General features: G+C 68.6%; 19 protein-coding genes, 1 tRNA gene and 1 pseudogene. 8 read left to right on the top strand and 13 right to left on the bottom strand.

What is annotated here, in order from left to right:
- The first annotated feature begins 87 nt into the window (after window positions 1-87).
- From ACSQ2B_RS18950 to ACSQ2B_RS18940, 3 genes are all read left to right on the top strand, one after another.
- The gene (locus ACSQ2B_RS18950) at window positions 88-462 is read left to right on the top strand and encodes a hypothetical protein (RefSeq protein ID WP_436052199.1); all 375 of its coding nucleotides are present in this window, start codon (window positions 88-90) and stop codon (window positions 460-462) included.
- A gap of 370 nt (window positions 463-832) precedes the next feature.
- Window positions 833-3,322, top strand: a complete 2,490-nt coding sequence (locus ACSQ2B_RS18945) for a TonB-dependent receptor (protein ID WP_436052197.1) — start codon at window positions 833-835, stop codon at window positions 3,320-3,322.
- A 218-nt stretch (window positions 3,323-3,540) separates the two neighbouring features.
- A complete protein-coding gene (locus tag ACSQ2B_RS18940) occupies window positions 3,541-7,047 on the top strand; it encodes a PAS domain S-box protein (protein ID WP_436052195.1) in 3,507 nt (1,168 codons plus the stop codon).
- A 15-nt stretch (window positions 7,048-7,062) separates the two neighbouring features.
- On the opposite strand, the gene ACSQ2B_RS18935 is transcribed toward ACSQ2B_RS18940, so the two are convergent.
- Window positions 7,063-8,262, bottom strand: coding sequence for an amidohydrolase family protein (locus ACSQ2B_RS18935; protein WP_436052193.1), 1,200 nt, complete (start codon window positions 8,260-8,262; stop codon window positions 7,063-7,065).
- Between the two features lie 18 nt (window positions 8,263-8,280).
- Window positions 8,281-9,138, bottom strand: coding sequence for a fumarylacetoacetate hydrolase family protein (locus ACSQ2B_RS18930; RefSeq protein WP_436052191.1), 858 nt, complete (start codon window positions 9,136-9,138; stop codon window positions 8,281-8,283).
- Between the two features lie 344 nt (window positions 9,139-9,482).
- On the opposite strand from ACSQ2B_RS18930, the gene ACSQ2B_RS18925 reads away from it, so the two are divergent.
- Window positions 9,483-10,250: a TetR/AcrR family transcriptional regulator gene (locus ACSQ2B_RS18925; protein ID WP_436052189.1), complete on the top strand. Its 768-nt coding sequence runs from the start codon at window positions 9,483-9,485 to the stop codon at window positions 10,248-10,250.
- Window positions 10,251-10,305: 55 nt separating this feature from the next.
- Here ACSQ2B_RS18925 and ACSQ2B_RS18920 read toward each other — a convergent pair whose 3' ends face one another.
- A complete protein-coding gene (locus ACSQ2B_RS18920) occupies window positions 10,306-11,493 on the bottom strand; it encodes an amidohydrolase family protein (protein ID WP_436052187.1) in 1,188 nt (395 codons plus the stop codon).
- Between the two features lie 345 nt (window positions 11,494-11,838).
- On the opposite strand from ACSQ2B_RS18920, the gene ACSQ2B_RS18915 reads away from it, so the two are divergent.
- A complete protein-coding gene (locus ACSQ2B_RS18915) occupies window positions 11,839-13,065 on the top strand; it encodes a CaiB/BaiF CoA transferase family protein (RefSeq protein ID WP_436052186.1) in 1,227 nt (408 codons plus the stop codon).
- A 19-nt stretch (window positions 13,066-13,084) separates the two neighbouring features.
- Here the strand turns inward: ACSQ2B_RS18915 and ACSQ2B_RS18910 are convergent, their stop codons facing one another.
- The 3 genes and pseudogenes from ACSQ2B_RS18910 to ACSQ2B_RS18900 all read right to left on the bottom strand — a co-directional run.
- Window positions 13,085-13,762 carry a sugar transferase gene (locus ACSQ2B_RS18910; RefSeq protein ID WP_436052185.1) on the bottom strand — a complete coding sequence of 226 codons (678 nt, stop codon included), beginning with the start codon at window positions 13,760-13,762 and terminating at the stop codon, window positions 13,085-13,087.
- A gap of 241 nt (window positions 13,763-14,003) precedes the next feature.
- Complete coding sequence (locus ACSQ2B_RS18905; protein WP_436052635.1) at window positions 14,004-14,453, bottom strand: hypothetical protein; 450 nt, start codon at window positions 14,451-14,453, stop codon at window positions 14,004-14,006.
- Window positions 14,454-14,605: 152 nt separating this feature from the next.
- Window positions 14,606-14,866 (bottom strand): annotated as a pseudogene (locus ACSQ2B_RS18900) (hypothetical protein); the annotation flags it as partial.
- 272 nt (window positions 14,867-15,138) lie between these two features.
- Between ACSQ2B_RS18900 and ACSQ2B_RS18895 the strand changes: the two are divergent.
- Window positions 15,139-16,098: a LysR family transcriptional regulator gene (locus ACSQ2B_RS18895; protein WP_436052183.1), complete on the top strand. Its 960-nt coding sequence runs from the start codon at window positions 15,139-15,141 to the stop codon at window positions 16,096-16,098.
- A gap of 88 nt (window positions 16,099-16,186) precedes the next feature.
- Here ACSQ2B_RS18895 and ACSQ2B_RS18890 read toward each other — a convergent pair.
- Both ACSQ2B_RS18890 and ACSQ2B_RS18885 read right to left on the bottom strand, forming a co-directional pair.
- Window positions 16,187-16,276: transfer RNA gene (locus tag ACSQ2B_RS18890), tRNA-Ser, on the bottom strand.
- An 85-nt stretch (window positions 16,277-16,361) separates the two neighbouring features.
- The gene (locus ACSQ2B_RS18885; RefSeq protein WP_436052181.1) at window positions 16,362-16,784 is read right to left on the bottom strand and encodes a PaaI family thioesterase; all 423 of its coding nucleotides are present in this window, start codon (window positions 16,782-16,784) and stop codon (window positions 16,362-16,364) included.
- A gap of 109 nt (window positions 16,785-16,893) precedes the next feature.
- On the opposite strand from ACSQ2B_RS18885, the gene ACSQ2B_RS18880 reads away from it, so the two are divergent.
- Complete coding sequence (locus ACSQ2B_RS18880; RefSeq protein ID WP_436052180.1) at window positions 16,894-17,187, top strand: hypothetical protein; 294 nt, start codon at window positions 16,894-16,896, stop codon at window positions 17,185-17,187.
- A 67-nt stretch (window positions 17,188-17,254) separates the two neighbouring features.
- Entirely contained in the window at window positions 17,255-18,028 is a 774-nt protein-coding gene (locus tag ACSQ2B_RS18875; protein WP_436052178.1) for an enoyl-CoA hydratase/isomerase family protein, read from the top strand.
- Between the two features lie 22 nt (window positions 18,029-18,050).
- Here ACSQ2B_RS18875 and eda read toward each other — a convergent pair whose 3' ends face one another.
- The 5 genes from eda to pyk form a co-directional block, all read right to left on the bottom strand.
- Window positions 18,051-18,689: a bifunctional 4-hydroxy-2-oxoglutarate aldolase/2-dehydro-3-deoxy-phosphogluconate aldolase gene (gene eda / locus ACSQ2B_RS18870; RefSeq protein WP_436052176.1), complete on the bottom strand. Its 639-nt coding sequence runs from the start codon at window positions 18,687-18,689 to the stop codon at window positions 18,051-18,053.
- Entirely contained in the window at window positions 18,686-19,654 is a 969-nt protein-coding gene (gene glk / locus ACSQ2B_RS18865; RefSeq protein ID WP_436052174.1) for a glucokinase, read from the bottom strand. Before glk ends, eda begins: the two co-directional genes overlap by 4 nt.
- A gap of 1 nt (window position 19,655) precedes the next feature.
- Complete coding sequence (gene edd / locus ACSQ2B_RS18860; RefSeq protein ID WP_436052172.1) at window positions 19,656-21,467, bottom strand: phosphogluconate dehydratase; 1,812 nt, start codon at window positions 21,465-21,467, stop codon at window positions 19,656-19,658.
- A 3-nt stretch (window positions 21,468-21,470) separates the two neighbouring features.
- The gene (gene pgl, locus ACSQ2B_RS18855) at window positions 21,471-22,142 is read right to left on the bottom strand and encodes a 6-phosphogluconolactonase (RefSeq protein ID WP_436052170.1); all 672 of its coding nucleotides are present in this window, start codon (window positions 22,140-22,142) and stop codon (window positions 21,471-21,473) included.
- Window positions 22,143-22,312: 170 nt separating this feature from the next.
- Window positions 22,313-23,725, bottom strand: a complete 1,413-nt coding sequence (gene pyk, locus ACSQ2B_RS18850; protein WP_436052169.1) for a pyruvate kinase — start codon at window positions 23,723-23,725, stop codon at window positions 22,313-22,315.
- Window positions 23,726-23,865: the final 140 nt, after the last annotated feature.

The raw sequence follows: 23,865 nt of genomic DNA, 5'->3' as shown, positions 1-23,865 counted from the left end.
GCCCTACTTCGGCCAAGCCCCTGCCCCATCCAGCACCATCAGGGCATAATCGTTCCTCGGACGGCCCAGCAGCACAGGAGAGCGAGCGTGAGCACGAGAGTATGGGCGATCGGGAGCGCGCTGACGGCGGCGCTTGTGGCGACCTCGGCCGGCGCCGCTTCCTTGGACCTCAGCCGGGACGTCGTCGCCCAGGGCGCGAAGCCAACCTGGAGCCTGAAGGTGACGCGCGGAACTCAGTTCAATCTGACCCGTCCCGGAAAGCCGGCCCTGCTCGCCACGGCGCCCGGCGCGGCGATCTCCCCCGCGGGCGCCAGCTGGTCTGCGAAGGCCGCCGACGGCCAGCTGATGAAGGTGACCCTGCAGACCCGGTCCTGCGCCATCGGCGCGACCCAGTATCCCCTGAGCGCGCAAGTCGAGACCGGGGCGGAGATCCTGTCCGGCTGCGCGGGCTACGCGCGCTAGCGGCGACAGATCCAAGCCGCGCCTGAAGCGGACACCCCCGCTCCAGGCGCGGGACATCTGCCGGCTGGGCGGAAGCCCGCCCGGCAACGGACCCAAGGTCTGCACAGATCGGCGGCGGACACTGGTCCCCGGCCGCCCGACGCGCGCGCTTCGCGCCCCGAACCGACCTTCCAACCCGGCCTGAAAGACCCCCGATCGGGCGCCGCCTGCGGCCGGCCAGCGTCAGGCGAGCACCATGTAGCAAGCGATTGGTATTTTCCCGACCTCCCGACCCTGACGCCTTGACCACCCCAGGGTCGCACGATACGAAGCAATCGCTTGCTTCATAGATCGACGGCCAGAGCAAACAGGGCCGCGCGCAGGGGGAAACATGCAACCACGAGCTTCAGTCCTGTCCGCTGGCGTGAGCCTGCTGGTGCTTGCCGCGGCGACGGGTGCGTCCGCCCAATCCGCCGTCGAGGCGCCCGTTCCCGCAGCGACCGAGGACACCACGCTCGGCGAGATCGTCGTGACCGCCCGCCGTCGGTCGGAAAGCCTTCAGGAGGTGCCGCAGGTCGTCAACGCCATCCCGGCCGACACCCTGCAGAAGCTGAACATCCAGCGCTTCCAGGACATCCAGACCGTGGTGCCGGGCCTCACCCTGCAGGCGAACGCCACCGGCTATCAGGCCAGCGCCTCGCTGCGCGGGGTGAGCTTCGATGTGGTGACGAGCGGACAGCCGACGGTCGCCCTCTACCTCAACGACGCGCCGATGCAGGCCGCCTTCCTCTTCCAGACCATGTTCGACGTCGGCCAGATCGAGGTGCTGCGCGGTCCCCAGGGCACGACCCGCGGCGTCTCGGCGCCGTCCGGCGCCATCACGGTCACGACGAAGAAGCCGAGGCTGTCGGAATTCGGCGGCTATATCGACGTGACCGCCACGGACCGTCAGGCGCGCAACCTCAACGGCGCGATCAACGTGCCACTGATCCAGGACGTCCTGGCCATGCGGGTCGCGGCCCTTGTGGAAGAGAACGACGGCGACGGCGTGCGGAGCATCAACAATCCGCTGCGGCCGCGCCAGGTCACCGAGGCCGTGCGGGCGAGCCTGAGCTTCGAGCCCAGCGACCTCTTCAACGGCGGCCTCACCTACACCGTGCTGGACAGGGACCTGTCGAGCTTCAACCAGGTGTCCGGCCCCGGGAACGCCACGGGAAATCCGGCGATCTCGCCGGACCAGCGCCTGTCAGCGCAAGCCAACCCCAACAGCATCAAGATGCACATGGAGGTGGCCACGGCGCAGATCGACTCGCGGATCTTCGGTCAGCACCTGAGCTACGTCGGCTCCTACCAGCACCAGGGCATCACCAGCTTCCTCTCCGAGGATAACGGGAACGTCATCCCGGGGATCAGGACGCTGCAGTTCAACGATCTCTTCCAGGAGCAGACGAGCCAGGAGATCCGCATCGCCTCCGATCCGGCGCCGAACCGGCTCTTCGACTACACCGCCGGCGTCTTCTACAACTGGGCCCGGACGGGCGGTGTTGTCCGGCGCACGGCGACCTTCCTGCCAGGCGCGTTCGGCTCGCCCGCCGGGCCGCCCAACACCGCGACCCAGGATACGCGCTTCATTACGCCGCTGTTCGTCGACGTTCCCAAGACCCAGCAGGAGACCTCGTTCTTCGGCAGCCTGACGCTGCACCTGGGCTCGAAGACGGAGCTCAGCGGGGGCGTTCGCCACATCATCGCGATCAACAACAGCGCCGCGATTCTGCGGACCGGCAACGGCCTGATCGCCCGGGCGCCCAGTACGCTCGGCGCGCCGTCCTGCGCCGCGGCGGGGCTGCCGAGCACCTATGCCGGATATTGCGACGTCACCATTCCCGGCGGCGCGATCGTGCAGAACCTTCGCCTGCGCACCTCCGAGCGCCCGACGATCTACAACCTGTCGCTGTCGCACCGTTTCACCCGCGACCTGATGGCCTATGCGAGCACCGGAACCGCCTACCGTCCGCCGGTCGCCAGCACCGGGGTCTTCAACGCCACCGGGGATGCGGTCCTGAACGCGCTGATCCTCCACCCGTCGGAGAAGTCCCGTTCCTACGAAGTCGGCGTGAAGTCGACCTTCCTCGGCGGTCGCGCCTGGGTGAACCTCGCGGCCTACCGCCAGACCTTCGACAACCTGCTGGTCTACGCCCCGGGGGTTCCCTACATCAGCAACAACGGCACGGGGCCGGCGCTCGCGACCTTCAACTTCACCGCCAGCGTCGACGCGGTGGTGGAAGGCGTCGACCTCGACACCGCCTTCCAAATCACCCGCGACTGGAACATTGCGGCCCAGGTCAGCTATTCCGACGGCCGGGTGAGCGGCGGCAAGCTTCCCTGCAACGACTCCAACTTCGACGGGACGCCCGACACCGGGGCGGTGACCAGCCTCGCGCAATTCCCGGCCGGCGTCCTGGTCGCCCAATGCGCGGGCGGCTCGGTCTCTCGCAACCCCTACTGGAGCGGCTCGGTGCAGTCGGAATACACCCGGCCAATCTCGGATAAGGTCAACGGTTTCGTCCGCGGACTGGTGAGCTACTCGCCGAAGAACGCGGACCGGGTGCAGCCTGGCTTCACCGTCCCGGCCTACAGCCTGGTCAACCTCTATGCCGGCGTGCGCGCAGCCGACGGCGCCTGGGAAGTCTCGCTGTTCGCCCGCAACGCCTTCAACACCGAGGAAACGACGGATCTCGGCCGCCAGCAGGTGAACAACGCCACGAGCACCGTCGCCCGCACCTTCCCCTCGCTGGTGCGCAACTCGGGCTATTTCGAAACCACCATGACCCCGCGCCGCGAAGTGGGCGTGACGGCCCGCTACGCCTTCGGCTCGCGCTGAGGCCGACAACCTCCCAGCGGCCGGGCGGAGGGAGCCGCCCGGCCGTTCTTTTTTTGGGAAGCGGCGCCGCGGTCGCCCTCACTGGGCCGCTTGCCTCACCACGGGTCATTGACCGGATCGAGCGGGCCACGCCCGCACGGCGTGCGACCCTGCATCATATATACTTTTGCGTGCGACTCCCTCAGGCTCCCGGCCACTGGGTTAGGGACCTGACGCGCATGTCGGACACCGAGCGCAAGCGCCTTCAGTCGCTCCGCTCCTATCGCATTCTCGACACCGCACCGGTGCCGGCGTTCGACGAGATCGTGGAGCTTGCAGCCCACACCTTGCAGGCGCCGGCCGCGCTCGTTTCGCTGCTGGATGGCGAGCGTCAATGGTTCAAGGAAGGCCTGGAGGCCCCGGCCACGCCGCGCGACGCCTTCTTCGCCCACGTGCTGGACCTGCCGCCCAACGGCGTCTTTGTCGTCGAGGACGCGCGCGAGGATCCGCACTTCGCGGTCAATCCGCTGGTCACCGGCCCACCCTTTGTCCGCTTCTATGCCGGCGCCATGATGACGAGCCCTCAGGGACGGCATCTGGGAGTGCTCGGCGTCATCGACACGGCGCCCAGAGCGCGGCCATCGAACGCGGACCTGGGCCGCCTGCAGAGCCTGGCGCGGTTGGCGGTCGACCGGTTGGAGCGCGGGCGCGCCGAGCGCGAGCTCGCCGAGCAGCGACGGCTCCTGGCCATGACCGAAGCCATGTCGGCGGTCGGTCACTGGCGGACCGACCTGAAATCCGGATCGGTCACCTGGTCGGAAGAGATCTATCGGATCACCGGCCATTCTCCCGACTCTCCACTCAGCGCGGAGACCCTGCTCACCCTGCTTGCGAGCTCGGCTTCCGAGGCGCTTGCGGACTTCGATCAGGCCGTGCGCGATCACGGGCGCTACGATCAACACCGGCAGTTGCGCCGCCCGGACGGCGAGGTGCGGGAGGTGCATTCGGTCGGCGCGTGCGAAGTCGACGAACGCGGCGAGCCGGTCGCCTTCCTGGGCGTGGTGCAGGACGTGACGGAGAGCCAGCGTGCGCTCGAAACGCTGCGGAAGAGCCAGGCGCACTACAAGCTGTTGGCCGAGAACATGGCTGACGTGGTCACCAGCATCCAGCTGGACGGATCTACAGACTATGTGTCACCTGCCGTCCACGACCTGCTCGGCTATCGCCCGCACGAATTGAGCGGCCGGCCCGTTCAGGATTTCGTCTATCCGGAAGACCGGCCGCCGTTCTCCGCCACCATCGCCGAACTGGCGGCGGGCCGGGAAGAAGCCACCGTGCAGCATCGCGCCCAGCACCACGATGGCCAGGTGGTGTGGGTGGAGACCCGGTTCCGGCTGGTCCGCGACGAGGCTGGACGGCCGCGCGAAATGATCGCCGTAATCCGCGATATTTCCGAGCGACGCGCCCTCGAAGAGCAACTGGCCGCAACCGAGGCGCGCGCACGCAGCATCATCGCCAACGCCAACCAGGCGATCATCTGCATGGACGCCTTCGGGCGAGTGCTGGACTGGAATCATTTCGCCGAGGTGATGTTCGGTTGGCGCGCCGATGAGGTGATCGGAAACAGCCTCTATGACTTCATCTTCCCGGCGCGGGATCGCGCGACCCACGTCGAGGGACTCGAGCAGTTCCGCAAGACCGGCGAGGGCGCAGGGATCGATCACAGGCTCGAGCTCACCGCTCTGCGCAAGGCCGGCGACGAATTTCCGGTGGAGGCGGCGATCAGCGCCATGCGCACGCCTGACGGATGGATCTTCACCTTGCTGATGCACGACATCAGTGAGCGCCGGGCCCAGATGGAGGTGTTCGAGACGGCTTTCCACCATGCCTCCATCGGCATGGCGCTGGTCAGCATGGAGGGCCGGCTCCAGATGATGAATCAGGCGTTCTGCGGCATCGTCGGCTACACGGAAGACGAACTTCTGGATCTCGCCTATCCCCGTCCCGACGATCTGGAGCCTGGCGAGGCCCAGCTGGCGCGGCTGATCGCTGGCGAAATCCAGAGTTACAGCCGCGACAAACGCTACCTGAGGAAGGATGGCCGAACGGTGCGGGCGCGCGTGTCCATATCGCTCGCGCGGGGCCAGGACGGCGAACCGCGCCACCTCATCGCCCAGGTCCAGGATCAGACGGCGAGCATCGAGGCGCGGGAGGCGCTCGCCGCCATGGCGAAGCAGTTGACGACCGCGCGGGACGCCGCCGAGGCCGCCAACCGGGCGAAGTCGGAATTCCTCGCCAACATGAGCCACGAGCTGCGCACGCCGCTGAACGGCGTCATCGGCTTCTCGCGCCTGCTGGCGGAAAGCAAGGACCTGACCGCCGAGGACCGGCGGCGGATCCTGCTGGTGCGCGGAGCCGGCGAGGCGCTGAACAGTCTGATCAACGACGTGCTCGACTTCTCCAAGCTGGAGGTGGGCGCGGTCCAGCTCGAAGCGCGCCCGTTCAGCATCGGGGACATGGTCTCCGAGGCGCTCTCGATGGTCGAGCCGCAGGCGACGGACAAGGGCCTGGAGCTGAAGATCACCGGGGAGGATCCCGGCGTCCTGGTGGGCGACAAATACCGCCTGCGCCAGGTGCTGCTGAACTTCCTGTCGAACGCGGTGAAGTTCGCCGGCAGGGGCGCCATCACCGTCCATCTCGCGACCGAGCCTCGGCCCGACGACCGCCTCTGGCTGAAGGTGAAGGTCGTCGACCAGGGCATCGGCATCGAGCCGGAGAAGATCCCCAACCTGTTCCGGCGCTTCTCCCAGGCCGACGGGTCCATCACCCGGAACTTTGGCGGCAGCGGCCTTGGCCTCGCCATCTCCCGCGAGCTGGTCGAGCTGATGGGCGGCGAGGTCGGGGTGGAGAGCGCGCCCGGCCGGGGCGCGACCTTCTGGTTCCAGCTGGAGCTTCCGCGCGGGCGGATGGCGCCGCGCCGCGAAAAGGCCGCCCAGGGGCGCGCCAGCTTCCTCGGCCGTCGGGTGCTGGTCGTCGACGACGTCGCGCTGAACCGCGAGCTGTTCCAGGAGATGCTGCAGCGGCACGGCTGCGAGGTGCATCTCGCCTGCGACGGCCAGGAGGCCGTCGAGGCGGTGACGGGCGGGCGCTACGACCTCGTGCTGATGGACGTCCACATGCCGGTGATGGACGGGCTGGCCGCCACCCAGGCGATCCGGGCGGCCGGCTTCATGTCGCTGCCGGTGCTGGCCCTCACCGCCAGCGGCACGCCGGAGCAGGTGGACGCCTGTCTCGCGGCGGGCATGAACAGTCATCTCCTCAAGCCGCTCGCGCCCCAGGACCTGGAGCGCGCCCTGGTCCGCATCTTCGACGGCGTCGCAGGGCCGCCGGTCCAGCCCTCGTCCCCCGACCGGCGCGACGAGGAGCGGCAGGCCCGGGAGGCCTTCGAGACCTCCATGGGCCCGGCGACCACGCTCAAGCTCGTTCGTCTGTTCCAAGAGCAGCTGGCGCAGCGTTTCCTCGACGAGCAGCGGCCCGCGCTGCTGGAGGACGCGCACAAGGTCGCCGGCACAGCCGGCGCCCTGGGCCTGTTGACCCTGGGCGCGGCGGCGCGGCGCCTCGAAGAGACCTGTCGCGACGGCCGGCCGTTCGACGCCGACCTCGTGCGGATGCGGGCGGCCGTGCAGGAAGCCGCCTGCGTCCTCCATCCCTGGGCGGAGCGACTGAGCAGCCTTGTCGAGGGCTGACTCTTCGCCCGACCCTCAGAGCCTGATGTTGTAGACCTTGGCGGCGTTGCCGGAGAGGACCTTGACCTTCTCCTCTTCGGTGAGGCCGGCCATGGCCTTGTCCATGTCGTCGACCGGATAGAGGCAGACCGGGTGCGGGAAATCGGTCTCGAAGAGGACGTTGTCGACGCCGACCGCCTTGATGGTGTGGGTGAGGTCGCGCCGCTCGAACCAGAAGCAGGCGTGGAAGTTGGACTTGAAGTACTCGCTGGGCAGACGCTGCAGCTTGGCGACGTTGGCCCCGGTCTCCTTGTACTCGTAGTCGATCGCCTCGAGCAGGAAGGGGATCCAGCCGATGCCGCTTTCGACCGAGACGAACTTCAGCTTCGGGAACCGGTCGAGCAGGCCCGAGAGGATCAGGTTGCCCATCACCCGGCCGTTGTTGATGAACAGCATCGCCCCGCCGAGCGCCGCGCGCATGTCGTAGTGCAGGCCCGGCCAGCCCTGCGCGCCGACGAAGTCCATCGACTGCTCCGAGGCGCCGATGTGGAAGTTGACCGGCATGTCGAGGCTGACGCAGGCCTCCCACATCGGGTTCCAGTGCTCGTCGCCGAGGTCCGGCAGCCGCGAGCCGTCGGCGCGGATCAGGTAGTGCGGGTCGGAGTTGATGTTGATGCCCTTGAGCCCCATCGCGTGGCTGCGCTCGATCTCCTTCACCGACAGGTCGACGTCCCACCAGGGGATCAGCGCCATCGGGAAAATCCGCTCGCCGCTCTCGCGCTGGATGTCGGCCATGGCGTCGTTGAAGATCTGCACGCTGACCAGCCGCAGCTCCTCGTCGACCTGCACGGCGTTCTGGCCGCCGAAGCCGAGAATGTTCGGATAGAGGATCTGGGCGGTGATCCCCATGGCGTCCATCATCTCGACCCGCTCACGGGTCGAGTAGGACGCCGGGTGCACCTCCTCGATCTGGTGGTTGAGGAACTCCAGCCCCGGCCACTTGGTGTTTTCCTTCGTCACCGTCGACGACGGGATCGCCCCCTTCAGCAGGATCTTGTCGCCGTCGATCACCCAGGAGCGGACCCCGTCCACCACCTTCACCTGCGGCACCCGATCCAGGTACTTCGCCGGGGCCAACCTGGTCCAAAGGTCGTGCGGCTCGACCAGGTGGGTGTCGACGTCGATCACCTTGCGGCCGCCGAAGACGGCGGGGTTGTTCAGCACCGGCTTGTTCATGGCGGGTTCCTCCGAACTCTAGGATTTGTGGCCGCGGGCGTGCGGCGAGACGGACACGGGCACGTCCATGCGCCCGACGCGGGGGATTTCGAGGGTCATGACGTCGCCAGGCGCGACGGGACCCACATCGGCGGCGCCGGAGAAGATCACGTCGCCGGGGTAGAGGGTCATCACCGTCGAGGCGAAGGCCACCAGCTGGGCCGGGCTGCCGGTTAGGTCGCGGAAGGACCGCTCGCCCTTCAGCTCGCCGTTGATCCAGAACTGGTAGCCGAGCTCGGAAGGGTCGGCGATCTCGTCGGCGGTGACCAGGCAGGGGCCCAAGACGCCGTAGGTGTCGAACGACTTGCAGAAGGAGAAGAACTCCTTCTCCTCCTTCATCGTCATGTCCAAGGCGCAGGTGTAACCTGCGACATAGTCCAGGGCCTCGGCCTCGCTGACATTGGTGCATTCGCGGCCGATGACCATGGCCAGCTCCGGCTCATGCAATGTGGTGCGGTCGGTCCAGCGGATCTGCACCCCGTCCCCCTCGCCGGCCGAGGCGCTGGTCATCTTGAACAGGAAACCCATCATCCCCAGCGGCGCGCCGTGGTGCGACCAGTTGCCGACGCCGCAGACGAACTTGCCGGGATTGGCCACCGGCGACAGCAGGCGGACCGCCTCGCGCGGGATCAGCGGGGCGTCCGAGGCCAGCGCCGCCATCCGCGGGGCCAGCTCGGCAAGGTTGGCGATCAGCTGATCGCCCGGCGGCAGCGGCCAGCGCAGCGCCGGCAGGGCGTCGGTCGCCCCGGTGACGTCGCGCACCCCGCCCTCCTCCAGGAGACCGAGACGCGGCTGGGCGGCGGCGTCCGACGTCAAGCTGAACCGGCAGATCTTCATGCTTCCTCCTGACCGCCCCTTGTTTTTCGCCTCCCGCCTGGCGGTGCATGGGCTTGGAGGCTCGTGGAGTCAGCAGCGGCGCCGAAAGCCCAGGGCCGGCCATGGACCAAGCGCCTCGACACGGCGGCGTCGATATGTAGCAATCGCTTGGTTCAGTAACTCTCGGCACTATGTGGGTCAAGCGTGATCGCCGCGCGATGAGCGAACAATGGCCGTCGCCAGTAAAGCAGCGGCTTGCTTCGGCTCGCAATCACGCCATGGCCTTGCTAAGGGAAGGTCTAGCTTAGGCGTAGTAACCGAAGGGCGACCGTCCCAGGCTCGAGTTCGTAAAAGGGCGTACTGCAATGGCCTCGAATATTCCCCGACGCCGCAAGGCCGCCAAGGCGAGTGCTCTTCGCGACGCATCGCGTCCGGCGGCGCGGCCGGCCGCCAAGCCCAAGGGGAAACAACCTCAGCCGGATCGGCGCGGCCTCATCTTGAGCGCGGCGACCAGTTTGTTCGCGAAACTTGGCTTCGAGGCGACGAGCGTCCGGCAAATCGCCGATGAAGTGAACATCCTTTCTGGAAGTCTGTATCACCACTTCGAGACCAAGGACGAAATGCTGCATGAGATCGTCCGCGACGCGGTCGAGCAGATGCGGGACAACGCCATCCGGATCGCTGAAGCGCCCGTGGATGCAGAACACCGGCTGATCGCGCTCATCCTGCTGGACCTTGGCGAACTGACCCGCAATCAGGAGGTCCACGCCATCCTCTCGAACGAGCGGCGGTTGTTCCGGCAGCGCGAGGAATTCGCCTACATCGTCGAGGCCAAACGCGGCGCCTATCACGCGTGGCGTTCGGTGCTGCAGGACGGGATCGCCGACAAGCTGTTCAGGCCGGACCTCGACATCTTCCTGGCCATCTCGACCGTGGTCCGGATGCTCAACACGGCGGCGGATTGGTACGTCAACGAGGAGGCGTCCATCGCGGATTCCGCCGGCGCCTACGGCCTTGACGACATCATCGACTTCTACCTCGGCTTCATCCTAGGGGCCGTCCGCACCCCGGCGCGCGCGGCCGAGCCGATCCCGCGGGAGGCCTGCGAAGGCCTGGCGACCTTTCGCAACTGAGGGCAAGGCCGACGAGGCCCGCATGAGGCCTCGCCGCCCTCAACGCCTCGGCTAGCTAGCCGAGGCCGTAGAACTTCTCGGCGCAGCCGGCGATGATCCAGTCCCGCTCGGCCGGCGGCACGCCCTTGAAGTTCTGGGCGATCACCTCGTGCGAGTGCGGGAAGGTGGTCTCCGAGTGCGGATAGTCGGACGACCACATGATGTTCTTGCCGCCCGGATGATGGCGCAGCTCCACCCCGATGGGGTCGCTGATGAAGGAGGCGTAGACGTTGCGGTCGAAGTAGTAGCTGGGCGGGTGCTTGATGTCGCACTCGGTCCAATGCCGCTGCATGTCCCAGGTGCGGTCCATGTAGTTGGCCGCCCAGGGGATCCAGCCGACGCCGGACTCGATCAGGCCGATGCGAAGGTCGGGGAAGCGGTCGAACACCCCGCCGTAGATCATGATCCCGACCATCTCGAGCATGGCGGGCTTGCCCATGACGATGTCCGGCAGGAAGTTGATCTTGTCGCTGAACCGCGACACGCGCGCGCCGAGATGGAAGGTCACCGCCACGTCCAGCTCGCTCGCCGCCGCCCAGAACGGATCGAACTCGGGATCGCGGTACTGGCGAACCGAATTGGCGTCACCCGTGAGCGCCTGAAACTGCGAGTCCTTCTTGTTGAACGCCGAGGCCGACTGCGGGAAGGCCGGGATGTTCACCGCCACCGCGCCGGCCTTGCGGGCCTCGCGCATCATCGCGATCGCCAGGTCGACATCCAGCATCGGAATGAAGGCGGCCCACTTCAGCCGCTGCGGGTCGTGGGTGCAGAAGTCGGCGACCCAGCGGTTGTAGCCGCCATAGCTGTCCACCCAGAGATCGTAGTTGGCGGTCTGCAGCGGCCCGCCGCCGAAGATCACGCCCACGTCCATCCCGTCGCGGTCCATGTCCTTCAGGCGCTGGGGCGCCATCCAGCCGCCGACCCGCATGTCGGAGAGTTTGCCGGTGTTCTTGTACTTGTCGACCGACCGGCCGGCCTGCGACTGCATCAGGTTGACCTTGCGCCGGTTCCCTTCGAAGACGACGTAGTCGGCCTCGCCGTCCGACTCGACCGTCGGCGCCAGCTGGCGAAACGGCGGCGAGAGATATTGCGCCCACATGCCCGGCGGCGGCGTCACATGGACATCGGAATCCACGACGTAGTCCGCCACCCGCGGCGCGGCTTCAATTTCCCGGTTAACGTCAAGGTCTTCGGCGACACTCATCCTGTTCTCTCCCTAGGCTGACCCGTTCACCCCGCGCTTGGCGCGTCCGACACGTCCGGCAGGACTGGCAAGCCGCGTTGCGCCGCCGGGCCGCGCTCATCAAAACTCTGGAAAACTCCAGGAGCCCGCACGCCCGAGGGGCGCAATCGGCGTTCACGCTAAGCCCGAACGGGCATCCTAGCAAGCGCTTGGTAATTTTCGCGGCGCGCCTTGCGACGGCGCGAAAATCCGAGCTATTGCTTGCGGGGTTGGCGCGCATCGCCGTCGCGCCCTCGAGGCCGAACCTGCGAGGCGTCGCCGTCCTCCGGGCCCGTTCAGAACCGGCGGTTTGGGAGGCGCGCTCGGATGGACACGCTCGACAATTCCACCTTCGCCGGCGTGCGCGTCGTCGAGCTGGCGCAGTTCGTCTTCGTGCCCGGCGGCGGGGCCATCCTCGCCGATCTCGGCGCCGAAGTGATCAAGATCGAGGAGCCGAAGGGCGGCGATCCCTACCGGTCGCTGAAGATCAACGACGGCCGCCAGACGGCGTCGGCCAACCTCGCCATGGAGCAGAACAACCGCGGCAAGAAAAGCCTGGCGGTCGACCTCAAGACGCCGGAGGGACGCGAGGTCTTCCTCCGGCTGATCGCCACGGCGGACGTCTTCCTCACCAGCATCCGGCCCGACGCCATCGAGCGGCTGGGCCTCGGCGTCGAGGCGCTGCGCGCGCACAATCCCAAGCTCATCTACGTCCGCGGCAACGGCACCGGCTTCCGCGGCCCGCAGGCGAACCGCGCCGGCTATGACGCCTCCTGCTTCTGGGCCCGGGGCGGCTTCGCCGAAGCCCTGCGCCCGCAGGGCGCGGCCCAGCCGATCAGCCCGCGGCCGGCGCTGGGCGACCACGCCGGCTCGACCAATATCGCGCTCGGCATCGCCGCAGCCCTGTTCCGCCGCGAACGCACGGGCGAGCCCTCCCTGATCGAGGTCTCCCTGCTGTCGACGGCGACCTGGATCCTCTCGGCCGACATCGTCATGTCGAAGGTCCCCGGGTATAATGAGCGGGTGGCGAACTCCAACGTCACCCGCCAGCCCCTGACCCGCGCCTACCGCTGCGCCGACGATCGCTGGATCCAGTTGATGTTCCTGGACCCCGACCGCTACTGGCCGGGACTGTGCCAGCGCCTGGGCCGCCCCGAGCTGGCGCAGGATCCACGCTACGCTTCGGTGGACCTGCGCTCCGAGCACGGCCTCGAGCTCCACGCCGTCCTGGCCGAGATCTTCGCCGAGCAGCCGGCGCGCAGCTGGGGCGAGGCCTTCGCCGGTTGGGACGCCCCCTGGGAATTCATCCAGTCGATCAGCGAGGTGGCCGAGGACCCGGAGGTCATCGCCAACGGCCACTTCTTCGATGTCGAGGTCAGCGACGGGACCAAGGTCCAGCTCGTCACCGGCCCGGTCTCGGTGGACGGCTCGGCCCGGCCCGCCCATCCGCGCCGCGCGCCGCTCAAGGGCGAGCATACGATGGAGCTGCTAGGCGACGCCGGCGTCGACCGGGCGACCCTCGAACAGCTGCAGAAGACGGGCGTCCTCGGCTAGAACGCGCCGCGACGGGGCCTCAGCACGCGCCCCTGCGCAACAGGATCGCCGGAACGGTCCGCAGCATGATCGACGTATCGAGCCCCAGCGAGCGGGTGCGCGCATAGAGGACGTCAAGCGCTACGCGCCGGCGATAGGAAAGGTCGTTGCGGCCGCTCACCTGCCACAGGCCGGTGATGCCGGGCCGCACCGCACAATAGTAGGCGTAGGCGCGGCCGTAACGAACGACCTCCGCCCGCACGATGGGCCGCGGGCCGACCATGCTCATCTCGCCGCGCAGCACGTTGAACAGCTGGGGCAACTCGTCGATGCTCGCCTTCCGCAGCAGGGCCCCGAAAGGGGTGACCCGCGGATCGACCCGCATCTTCTGGTTCGCCGCCCATTCCCGACGCGCCACCGGATCGCGATCCAGGATGCCGGAAAGCCGCGCCTGCGCATCGACGACCATGGAGCGGAACTTGAAGCATTTGAATGTGCGGCCGCCGCGCCCGACGCGGGTGTGACCGAAGAAGATCGGCCCGCCATCCTGCAGACAGATTACCAGCGCGGTCAGCAAGATGAGTGGCGAAAAGAAGATCAACATCATCACGGCGATCAATACGTCGATAATACGCGTGATCGAACTATCCTTCACATCCCGATCAAAGGCCTCCGATCGCGATTCATTTCGATCATAGCTTGAGACAACCAGGTACAAGGCTACACCTCCCGGCGAGCAACTCTAATAATCTAAGAAATCCGGCCTTCCCCCGCGGAACGACCGTGAGCAGACCTGATAGCGCCCTCGCACATCCGCCAAGTTGTCGAATGACATTCCATGCGCGCGCCGCGCTGGGTCATCTGGTCACACGAGGGCCTGCGGTCGAGGTGATCATCCGCTTCGTCAGCCCGACCGCCTCGGCCCATCCTGCGCCCTCAAGCAGTCTGCGGCCGCTTTGTCAGGCGACGCCGAAAACGTGAATCAGCATGAGCAAGGCGATGACGGACTGGGCGCTGATCGACAGCGTGCGCGGCCAGTTGAAGCGAACCAACTCGGCGATGGTCGCGTTGTTCTTGCCGCCCTTCTCCAGCCGGGCATGGCGTGGAATCTCGAGCAGCACCGTGACCAGCAGGCCGACGACGCCCGTGGCGATATTCGCCGCGGACATCCAGAACGGGACGGCCGGGCCGAACAAGGCCAGCGCGACCGGCAGGATGAAGCTGGAAAACCCAGGGATGATCACCGGCAGCGGGATGCGCCGCGAATAGAAGCGATGATAACCCACATACTCCGCCTCGCCGACCTGGGCGAAGAGCGGATAGACAACGATCTGGACCAACCAGATCTGGCCCAGCACCCAGAATACGAGTCCCGCCCACAGCAACAGAAAGAGTTGAGAGAGTTCCATAGAAAGACCCTTGGATGCCGTATCAAGAGAATGGGCAGGTCAGCCGGCGAGCGCCGCGGCCTGGTCCAGGTCGATGCCCTGACGAGAGGATCGGCATGCCGATGAGCCAGCCTCCACTCAGACCCGTCGCGACGATAGACGAGAGTCACGCGTAGCCACCAGTCTTGGGCCGGCAGGCCGCCGACCTCGCCGTGGCCGCGCTCGATGATCGCCAGAACCACCATGTCGGCCGAGCCATAGGCCTGGACCACCTCCTGTTCCAGCGCGCCGTTCTTGAAGAACCGCCCCATCGCTTGCCAGCGTTCGCGCGTCATGTCCGAGCCGCGCGTGGGCGTTCCGCCGAACGGCGACATCAGCGTGAAGTCGTCGGCGAGCGTGACCAAAGCCCGATATCTGTCGATGTCGCCACGCATGAGCGCGGCATTCGAGTCCGCGGATCGCCGCACGAGTTCGGCGACCGCCTGGTCAACTACGGAGCTTTCGTCCGCCTGGACTGAAACGCCGGTCGTAAGCGATGCGAGGCCGGCCGCGCCGGCTGCGGCGAGAACTGAACGTCGTGAGGTTGGCATTGGTCGTTCCCGACAATCTGGCTTCCAGAGAGCGCGAAGCCGCTGTCGGCGGCCTCGCTTTGACCCTGGAGATCGCAATCCCTTCATGCTGAATCTAGTGATATGATTTCATCGATATGCTGAATAACATTGATCTATCCCGCATCGACCTCAATCTCCTCGTCCTCTTCGAGGTGGTGCTGGAGGAGCGCCATGTCGGCCGCGCGGCCGATCGGCTGAACCTTTCGCCGTCGGCGGTCAGCCACGGCCTTGGCCGGCTGCGCCGGCTGCTCAACGACCCGATGTTCGTGAGAACCCCGAAGGGCGTCGTCCCGACCGACCGCGCGACGGAGCTGGCCGCGCCGGTCGCTGACATCCTGGCGCGGGTGAGGGGCGTGATCTCGACCGCCGAGCCGTTCGATCCCGCCACGTCCACGCGCCGATTCACCATCAGCGCCCCGGACGGCGTCTCGGCCGTGTTCCTGCCTCCGCTGCTCGAAGCGCTGCGCCAGAACGCCCCCGGCATCGACATCGGCCTACGCCAGTTGTCGCCCACACAGGGGGAAACCGCACCCGAGCGCGCCTGGCGCGCCGTCTTCGCCGACCTGGAAGCCCGCGCGATGGACATCGCGATCATTCCCAGCGACGACATTCCGGCCCGCTTCCACCAGCGAACCCTCTACGAAGAGGACTTCGTCGTCGCCATGCGCGCCGGACATCCGTTCGCGGACGCCCTCACGCTCGAACGCTATTGCGAAATGCAACACCTGGTCGTCTCGCTCGCCGGCGATCCTCATGGCTTCGTGGACGAGGTTCTCGCGAAGCAGGGTTATTCGCGGCGGATCGCGCTGACCGTCCCCAACTTCATGTTCGCGATAGCGGTCATTGCCGAGACCGATCTGATTGCCGCTCTGCCGAGGCGGTTCGCCGCCGCGCACGCGCCGCGTTTCGGGGTGGTGGGCGTGGACCCGCCGCTGTTGCTGGGCGACTTCAGGCTCAACGCCGTCGCTCCGGCGGCCGCCATGCCGGACGCCGGCCTGGCTTGGCTCTTCGACAAGCTTGCAGGCGCCGAGCAGGCTGCGCGGAAGCCCCACTAGGTCGATCTAGAAGTTCGTCGCTCAGGCGTTACGGCGATCGGCGATGCATAGGCAGCCATCCCGCAGAATTTTGCACAATCGGCGGCTATGGCGGAGAGGGTGGGATTCGAACCCACGGTACCCTTGCGAGTACGCCGCATTTCGAGTGCGGTGCTTTCGACCACTCAGCCACCTCTCCGAGCCGGGTGCGGGGCCACCTTTGAGGGGGGCCCGCTGAGCGAGGCGCGGAACCTACTCATACGGCCCCGCCTGCGCAAGCACCTCTAACGCGGATAAAGGACCATCTGTGTGCAGCGGAACACGGCCATGGTCTTGCCGCTGGCGCGGTTGACCGCTTCGGCGTCCCAGACCTGGGTCTGGCGGCCGCCGTGGACCAGGCGGGCCTCGCAGCCGACGACGTCGCCGGGCCTGGCGCTGGCCAGGAAGTTGGACTTGAGCTCCAGCGTGGTGAAGCCGCTGGCGCCGTCCGGCAGGCTGGCCCGGCAGCCGTAGCCGCAGGCGGTGTCGACCAGGGCGATCACCGAGGCGGCGTGCAGGAAGCCGTTGGGCGCCATGTGGCGGGCTTCGACCACCAGATGGCCCTGCACCCGGCCGGTCTCGACCGCCTCCCAGACCATCCCCAGCTCGCCCGGCAGGGTCCCCCGCTGCATCTCGGTGAATTGGCGGGCAAGGTCTTCGGGCGTCATCGGGCGGCTCTTCCTGGCGGGCGTCGCATCCTTCGATGTGGCCTCGTCGGCCGATCGGGGCAAGTCGTGCGTCAAGGGAGTGTCATCGAGGGCCGCCATAGATCGGCCGTTGCGCGACGACAGCTTTCGTCGCCGGCCATTGCCGAGGGAGAGCGAATTGCGCGGGTGGGAAGACGACGGTGAGCTGCTGACGCGTCTGGCGCCGGGCGAGCGCGCCGGGCTGGAGCGGCTCGTCGACACCTTCATCCGCGAGCAGTTGCCGTCGGACCGGCCGGGCTGCATCGCCTATGCGGCGGGTCGTTTCGAGGAACGGGCGGCCGACCTGCCCGAAGCCAAGCAGATGGTGGTGCTGCGCTTCGCCGCCGTTTTGCGCGAACGGCTGGTCGGGATGCGCAGCCACTAGAGGCGTCTTGCCGCCCGGCCCGGCCGGCTCGTAAGACTGCGGCGCCGAACAGGGAGCGCCGCCGCCGATGACCCAAGCCACAGACCACCTCGCCGTCGACCGGATCGGCCATGTGGCGGTGCTGACCTTCGCCCGGCCGCCCGCCAACCATGTCTCGGTCGACCTGCTGCGCGACATCGCCGACGTGCTGGAGGGGCTGGACCTCGACGCCAACTGCCGGGCCGTGGTGCTGCAGGCCGAGGGCAAGGTGTTCTGCGCCGGCGCCGACCTGGCCAATCCGCAGGGCGTCTCCGGCATGGACTCGATCGCCGCCCTCTACGAACAGGCGCTGCGCCTGTTCGCCGCCGAGCTGCCGATCGTGGCGGCGATCCAGGGGGCGGCCGTTGGCGCGGGCCTTGGCCTGTCGCTGGTGGCGGACTTCCGCGTGGCGAGCCCTGAGGCGCGGTTCAGCGCCAACTTCGTCAAGCTCGGCTTCCATCCGGGCTTTGGCCTGACCCACACCCTGCCCCGGCTGATCGGCGCCCAGCGGGCCAGCCTGATGGCGCTGACCGGGCGGCGGATCAAGGCCGAGGAGGCGCTGGCCTGGGGCCTGGCCGACGCAATCGCGCCGGCGGCGGACCTGCGCGGCGCCGCCCTGCGGCTGGCGGAAGAGATCGCCGAGAACGCGCCGCTGGCCGTCGCCGCGACCCGCAAGAGCCTGCGCGCCGGCCTCGTCGAGGCCTTCCGCGCCGCCACCCAGCGCGAACACGCCCAGCAGTCGATCCTGCGCGACACCGAGGACTTCGCCGAGGGCGTCAAGGCGGTGGGCGAGCGCCGGGCCGGGGTGTTCGTCGGGCGGTGATCCGACCCTCCCCGCGAAAGCCCTACCCCTCCGTGGGCGCCGCCGCCGGCTGGGCGAGCGCGGACGCCTCGCGGGCGAGCTGGGCGATGCGGTCCCAGTCGCCGGCCTTCACAGCGTCGACGGGCGCGACCCAGCTGCCGCCGACGCAGATCACGTTCGGCAGGGCCAGGTAGTCGGCGGCGTTCTTGGCGTTGACCCCGCCGGTGGGGCAGAACCTGGCCTGGGCGAAGGGGCTGGCGAAGGCCTTCAACGCGTCGATCCCGCCCGCCACATTGGCCGGGAACAGCTTGAAGCGCTCATAGCCCAGGGCCAGGCCGGCCATCAGCTCGGTCGCAGTGGCGACGCCCGGCAGCAGGGGGACGGGACCGTCGGCGGGCGAGTCGGCGATCAGGCCGGGGCTGACGCAGAAGGCCGCCCCGATGTCGGCGCAGGCCTGCCGCTGGGCCGCGGTCAGCACGGTGCCGACGCCGACCACCGCGCCCTCGACCTCGCCGATCATCCGTTCGACGCATGCCATCGCCACGGGGGTGCGCAGGGTGATCTCCAGCACCGAGAGCCCGCCGGCGACCAGGGCGCGGGCGAGCGGAACGGCGTCGGCCACCTCGTCGATGATCAAGACCGGGACGACGGGCGCCCGCACGAGGATCTGGTCGAGGGTCATAGCCGCTCCATCTGGGCGAGCTCGCGCGCAGCTCCGACGATCGCCGGATAGGGGTGCAGCACGAGCGAGGTGGGGATCTGGGCGACGTAGCTGCTGAGCCGGCCCTTGTCCTCGAAGCGGGCGCGGAACGGGCCGGAGGCCAGCCGCTCGGCGATGCGCGGCGCCAGGCCGCCGGAGACGAACACGCCGCCGCGGGCGCCGAAGGTCAGCGCCAGGTCGCCCGCCACCGAGCCGAGGATGCCGCAGAACCGGTCGACCGTCGCCGCGGCCCGTAGATCGCCGGCGTTGCATGCTTCGATCACCGCCTTGTCGTCCGCCAGCTCGGCGTTGGCGCCCTCGATGTCGGCGAGCGCGCGATAGAGATCGAACAGACCTGGACCGGACAGCAGCCGCTCGATGGAGACCCGGCCGTGGCGCGTCTTCAGCTGCTTCCAGACCTCCGCCTCGACGTCGTCAAAGGGGGCGAAGCCGGCGTGTCCGCCTTCGGTGGCGATGGCGATGTCCCCGCGGTCCCCGCGCGCCAGGCCGGCGACGCCGAAGCCCGTGCCGGCGCCCAGCACCACCAGCGGGCAATCCGAGCCCGGCCGCAGCGTCGGGCCCAGCGCGCGCAGGTCGTCCGGCTCCAGCAGGGTGCAGGCCATGGCCTGGGCGCAGAAGTCGTTGATCAGCTTGACCGCCTCGAACTCGAAGTGGGCCAGCAGGTCGCCCTCGGAAATCTGCCAGTCGAGGTTGGTGAACTCGATCTCGCCGTCCATCACCGGACCGGCGACCGCGATCACCGCCCGGGGCGGGCGCCGGCGGCCGGCGGTCTGCTCCAGGTATTCGGCCATGACGTCGCCGAGACTGGAATAGTTGCGGGCCGGAAAGCTGCGCGGATGGCGGATGTGGCCCTGGTTGTCGACCAGGGCGAAGCGGGCGTTGGTGCCGCCCACGTCGCCGACCAGGCCTTCAAACTGCGGTTTCAAATCAAGCGGCCTCGAAAAGGGTGCAGGCGCCGGCGTCCGCCGGGCCCGCGACCCGGCGCATCCAGCCGAACAGCTCGCGGCCGTAGCCGAAACCAGCCGGCTTGGCCACCGCCGGCGTGCGCGACTTGAGCTCCCGCTCGTCGACCTTGATCTCGAGGCGGCCGGTGACGGCGTCGAGCCGCAGGATGTCGCCGTCGCGCACATAGGCCAGCGGGCCGCCGGCGGCGGCTTCCGGGGTCATGTGGATCGCCGCCGGCACCTTGCCGCTGGCGCCGCTCATCCGGCCGTCGGTGACCAGCGCCACCTTGAAGCCCTTGTCGAGCTGGACGCCCAGGGGCGGCGTCAGCGAGTGCAGCTCCGGCATCCCGTTGGCCTGCGGCCCCTGGAAGCGCACCACGGCGATGAAGTCGCGGTTCAGCTCGCCGCGGGCGTGAGCGGCCAAGAGGTCGTCCTGGTCCTCGAACACCAGGGCCGGCGCCTCGATCACCAGGTGTTCGGCCTTGACCGCCGAGGTCTTGATCACCGAGCGGCCGAGCGGTCCGGTCAGCAGGCGAAGCCCGCCCTCGGCGTGGAAGGGATCGTCGACCGGCCGCAGGATGTCGCGGTCGAGCGAGGCGGCCGCGCCGTCGCGCCAGACCAGCTGGTCGCCGTCGAGGAAGGGCTCCTGCTGGTAGCGGCGCAGGCCCTGGCCGGCGACCGTCACCACGTCGTCGTGGGCGAGACCGGCGTCGAGCAGCTGGCGAATGACATAGGCCATGCCGCCGGCGGCGTGGAAAGCGTTCACGTCCTCGGACCCGTTCGGATAGACCCGGGCGATCAGCGGGGTCACGCGGGAGAGATCGTCGAAATCCTCCCAGGTGAGCAGCACGCCCGCCGCCCGCGCCATGGCGACCAGGTGCAGGGTGTGGTTGGTCGAGCCGCCGGTGGCCAGCAGGCCGGCCAAGGCGTTGACGATGCTCTTGGCGTCGACCACCGCCGAGAAGGGAATGTACTCGTTGCCGCCGTCGCGGATCTCCACCGCCCGCTTCGGCGCGGCCGCCACCAGGGCGTCGCGCAGCGGGGTGTTCGGGCTGACGAAGGCCGAGCCCGGCAGATGGAGCCCAATCATCTCCATCATCATCTGGTTGGAATTTGCGGTGCCGTAGAAGGTGCAGGTGCCGGGCCCGTGGTAGGACTTCATCTCGGAGTCCAGCAGCTCCTCGCGGGTCGCCTTGCCCTGGGCGTAGAGGGCGCGGGTGCGGGCCTTCTGGGCGTTGGAGATCCCCGAGCTCATCGGCCCGCCGGGCACGAAGATGGTCGGCAGGTGGCCGAAGGCGGCCGCGCCGATGAACAGGCCGGGCACGATCTTGTCGCAGATGCCCAGCATCAGGGCCGCGTCGAAGGCGTCGTGGGTGAGGGCCACCGCCGTCGACATGGCGATCACGTCGCGGCTGAACAGCGACAGCTCCATGCCCGGCCGGCCCTGGGTCACCCCATCGCACATGGCGGGCACGCCGCCGGCGTACTGGGCGGTCGCGCCGGCCTCGCGCGCGGCGCGCTTGATGATCTCCGGGTAACGCTCCAGCGGCTGGTGAGCCGAGAGCATGTCGTTATAGGCCGAGACGATGGCGACGTTGGGCGCGGTCGGGTCGCGCATCCGCGACTTGGCGCTGTCGTCCTCCGCGGCGAAGGCGTGGGCCCAGTTGGCGCAGGAGAGCTTGGCGCGGCCGGGGCCGGAATGGCGGGCGGCCTGCATCCGCTCCAGATAGTCGGCGCGAACCTCGCGGCTGCGCTCGACGATGCGCTCAGTAACTTCGGCGGTGACCGGATGCATGGATTAAACCTCGTGAGCCGGGGACCAGAGGACCCTGACAGGAACGCGTGTCTGAGCGATTAGCGCCGCGACCGGCAGGTCGGCGCCAAGCTGGGCCCGCGCGATTATTTCGCGCTTCGCCTCGCCGGCCACCAGAAGGAAGACGGCGCGGGCCTGCAGCAGGGCCGAAAGTGTCAGGCTGATGCGCGGCAAAGGCGGCTTGCCCAGCCCCGCAGGCACGGAAACGGTCAAAGCGGAGGATGCGGGGTCCATTGCGGCGGCGAGCCCTGGGTCGCCGGGAATCAGCGAGGCGATGTGGCCGTCCTCGCCCATGCCCAGCATCACCGCGTCGAACGGCAGAAGAACGGCGAGCGCGGCCGGGTCCGGCTCGGGCCACAGCGGCAGGAAGTGGGCCTTGGTCCCCTCGCCGACCAGCAGCCGCTCGCGCACGGCGCGCGCGTTGGAGGCCGGATCGTCCTCGCCGACGCAACGCTCGTCCGAAAGGGTCACCACCACCCGCGCCCAGTCGATCTCCGGCGCCTGGCGAAGCTGGTCGAACACCGGCCCCGGCGAGCGCCCGCCGGTGACGACCAGGCCGGCCCGGCCGCGGGTCTTGAGGCCCTCGGACAGCTGGCGCGCAATCCCATGGGCGGCGGCCTCCGCCGCGGCGGCCGTGGTGGGGAAGATCTCGATCATCGGGTCAGTCCTGCCGTCAGCCTCATGCGCCGAACGCCCCCTCAGTCGGCTTCGCCGACAGCTCCCCCGCAAGCGGTGGAGCATCTAACGGCCAGCTCCTCCACCGCGCAGCGGGGGAGGTGGCTCGCGCAGCGAGACGGAGGGGGCGTTCGGAGCACCCGCCATCAGCCTCAACGCCTGGGGGCGTGGGTCAGGCGCAGGATGTTGGCGGCGCCGGGGGAGCCCATCGGCACGCCGGCCAGGATCATCACCCGGTCGCCCGGATTGGCCAGGCCGATCGACAGCGCCATCTCGCCGGCGAGCTTGGGCATGTCCTCGGGATTGAGGATGTCCGGCACCACCCGGGGCTCGACGCCCCAGGCCAGCGCCAGGCGGCGCGCGGTCGCCAGGTTGGGCGTCAGCGCCAGGGTGGTGGTCAGCGGCCGCTCGCGCGACAACCGCAACGCGGTCTGGCCGGTCGCGGTGAAGGCCGCGACGCAGGCGGTGTGGGCGATGTCGGCGGCCTGGGTGGCGGCGGCGACCAGGGCGTCGGAGGCCTCCACATAGTGTTCGGCGGCCATCAGCTCGGGCCAGCGGGGATCCTTCTCCACACGGACGATGATGCGGTCCATGATCGCGACCGCTTCGAAGGGATAGGATCCCGCCGCGGTCTCGGCCGAAAGCATCAGGGCGTCGGCGCCTTCGTAGACCGCGCCCGCCACGTCGGAGGCCTCGGCGCGGGTGGGCGCGGGCGAGGTGATCATCGACTCCAGCATCTGGGTCGCGACGATGATCGGGATGCCGCGGTCGCGCGCCGCGCGGATCAGCTGCTTCTGAACCACCGGCACGTCCTCGGGGTTCAGCTCGACGCCCAGATCGCCCCGCGCCACCATGACGGCTTCGGAGAGGTCGAGGATCTCGTCGAGCACCTCGAGCGCGGCGGGCTTCTCGATCTTGGCCAGCACGCCGGCCCGGCCCTGCACCAGCTGGCGCAGTTCGGCCATGTCGGCGGCCCGCTGCACGAAGGACAAGGCCACCCAGTCGACGCCCTGGTTGAGCGCGAAGGCCAGGTCCTTGCGGTCCTTGTCGGTCAGCGCCGGAATCGGGATGGCGTTGCCGGGAAGGTTGAGGCCCTTGTGGTTGGAGAGCTTCTCGCCGGCCTCGACCACCGTCTCGGCGAAATCCGGGCCATGGGCGGTGACGCGCAGGCGCACCTTGCCGTCGTCCAGCAGGATGAGGGCGCCTTCGCGCAACGCAGCGAAGACCTCCGGATGCGGCACGCCGATCCGGGTGGCGTCGCCGAGCTCGCCGCTCATGTCGATGCGGAAGGTCTGGCCGGCGTGCAGCGCGGCCTTGTCCTCCTTGAACTTGCCCAGCCGCAGCTTCGGCCCCTGCAGGTCGGCCAGCACGGCCAGCGGCCGATCGACGGCCGCCTCGGCCTCGCGGACGGCCCGAATGGTCCGGGCGTGGGTCTCGTGACTTCCGTGGCTGAAGTTCACCCGGAAGACGTCAGCGCCCGCCATGGCGAGCTGGCGCACCTGCTCCGGCGTCGAGCTGGCGGGGCCCAGGGTGGCGACAATGCGTGCGCGGCGGGCGCGGATCATCCGGGTCCTCGTCGGTTCATGTGTTGGCGGCGACGTGCGAACGCGCAAGGGTCTCGCACAGCTTCGGAGCCAAGCATAGCCAATGAACGTTTAACGGGGCGTCAGCGGGAAATCGGGGGGGCCCGCGGCTCGTCCCCATC

The organism is Phenylobacterium sp. LjRoot225 (assembly GCF_964252855.1).
In the GTDB taxonomy this organism is placed as follows: Bacteria; Pseudomonadota; Alphaproteobacteria; order Caulobacterales; family Caulobacteraceae; genus Phenylobacterium.
This window is presented reverse-complemented; position numbering and strand designations above follow the sequence as displayed.

What these genes read in the sequence shown, in the direction of transcription:
- ACSQ2B_RS18945 (WP_436052197.1), top strand. Translation starts at nt 833, where the DNA reads ATGCAACCACGAGCTTCAGTCCTGTCCGCTGGCGTGAGCCTGCTGGTG.
- ACSQ2B_RS18940 (WP_436052195.1), top strand. Translation starts at nt 3,541, where the DNA reads ATGTCGGACACCGAGCGCAAGCGCCTTCAGTCGCTCCGCTCCTATCGC.
- ACSQ2B_RS18935 (WP_436052193.1), bottom strand. Translation starts at nt 8,262, where the DNA reads ATGAACAAGCCGGTGCTGAACAACCCCGCCGTCTTCGGCGGCCGCAAG.
- ACSQ2B_RS18930 (WP_436052191.1), bottom strand. Translation starts at nt 9,138, where the DNA reads ATGAAGATCTGCCGGTTCAGCTTGACGTCGGACGCCGCCGCCCAGCCG.
- ACSQ2B_RS18925 (WP_436052189.1), top strand. Translation starts at nt 9,483, where the DNA reads ATGGCCTCGAATATTCCCCGACGCCGCAAGGCCGCCAAGGCGAGTGCT.
- ACSQ2B_RS18920 (WP_436052187.1), bottom strand. Translation starts at nt 11,493, where the DNA reads ATGAGTGTCGCCGAAGACCTTGACGTTAACCGGGAAATTGAAGCCGCG.
- ACSQ2B_RS18915 (WP_436052186.1), top strand. Translation starts at nt 11,839, where the DNA reads ATGGACACGCTCGACAATTCCACCTTCGCCGGCGTGCGCGTCGTCGAG.
- ACSQ2B_RS18905 (WP_436052635.1), bottom strand. Translation starts at nt 14,453, where the DNA reads ATGGAACTCTCTCAACTCTTTCTGTTGCTGTGGGCGGGACTCGTATTC.
- ACSQ2B_RS18895 (WP_436052183.1), top strand. Translation starts at nt 15,139, where the DNA reads ATGCTGAATAACATTGATCTATCCCGCATCGACCTCAATCTCCTCGTC.
- ACSQ2B_RS18885 (WP_436052181.1), bottom strand. Translation starts at nt 16,784, where the DNA reads ATGACGCCCGAAGACCTTGCCCGCCAATTCACCGAGATGCAGCGGGGG.
- ACSQ2B_RS18875 (WP_436052178.1), top strand. Translation starts at nt 17,255, where the DNA reads ATGACCCAAGCCACAGACCACCTCGCCGTCGACCGGATCGGCCATGTG.
- eda (WP_436052176.1), bottom strand. Translation starts at nt 18,689, where the DNA reads ATGACCCTCGACCAGATCCTCGTGCGGGCGCCCGTCGTCCCGGTCTTG.
- edd (WP_436052172.1), bottom strand. Translation starts at nt 21,467, where the DNA reads ATGCATCCGGTCACCGCCGAAGTTACTGAGCGCATCGTCGAGCGCAGC.
- pgl (WP_436052170.1), bottom strand. Translation starts at nt 22,142, where the DNA reads ATGATCGAGATCTTCCCCACCACGGCCGCCGCGGCGGAGGCCGCCGCC.
- pyk (WP_436052169.1), bottom strand. Translation starts at nt 23,725, where the DNA reads ATGATCCGCGCCCGCCGCGCACGCATTGTCGCCACCCTGGGCCCCGCC.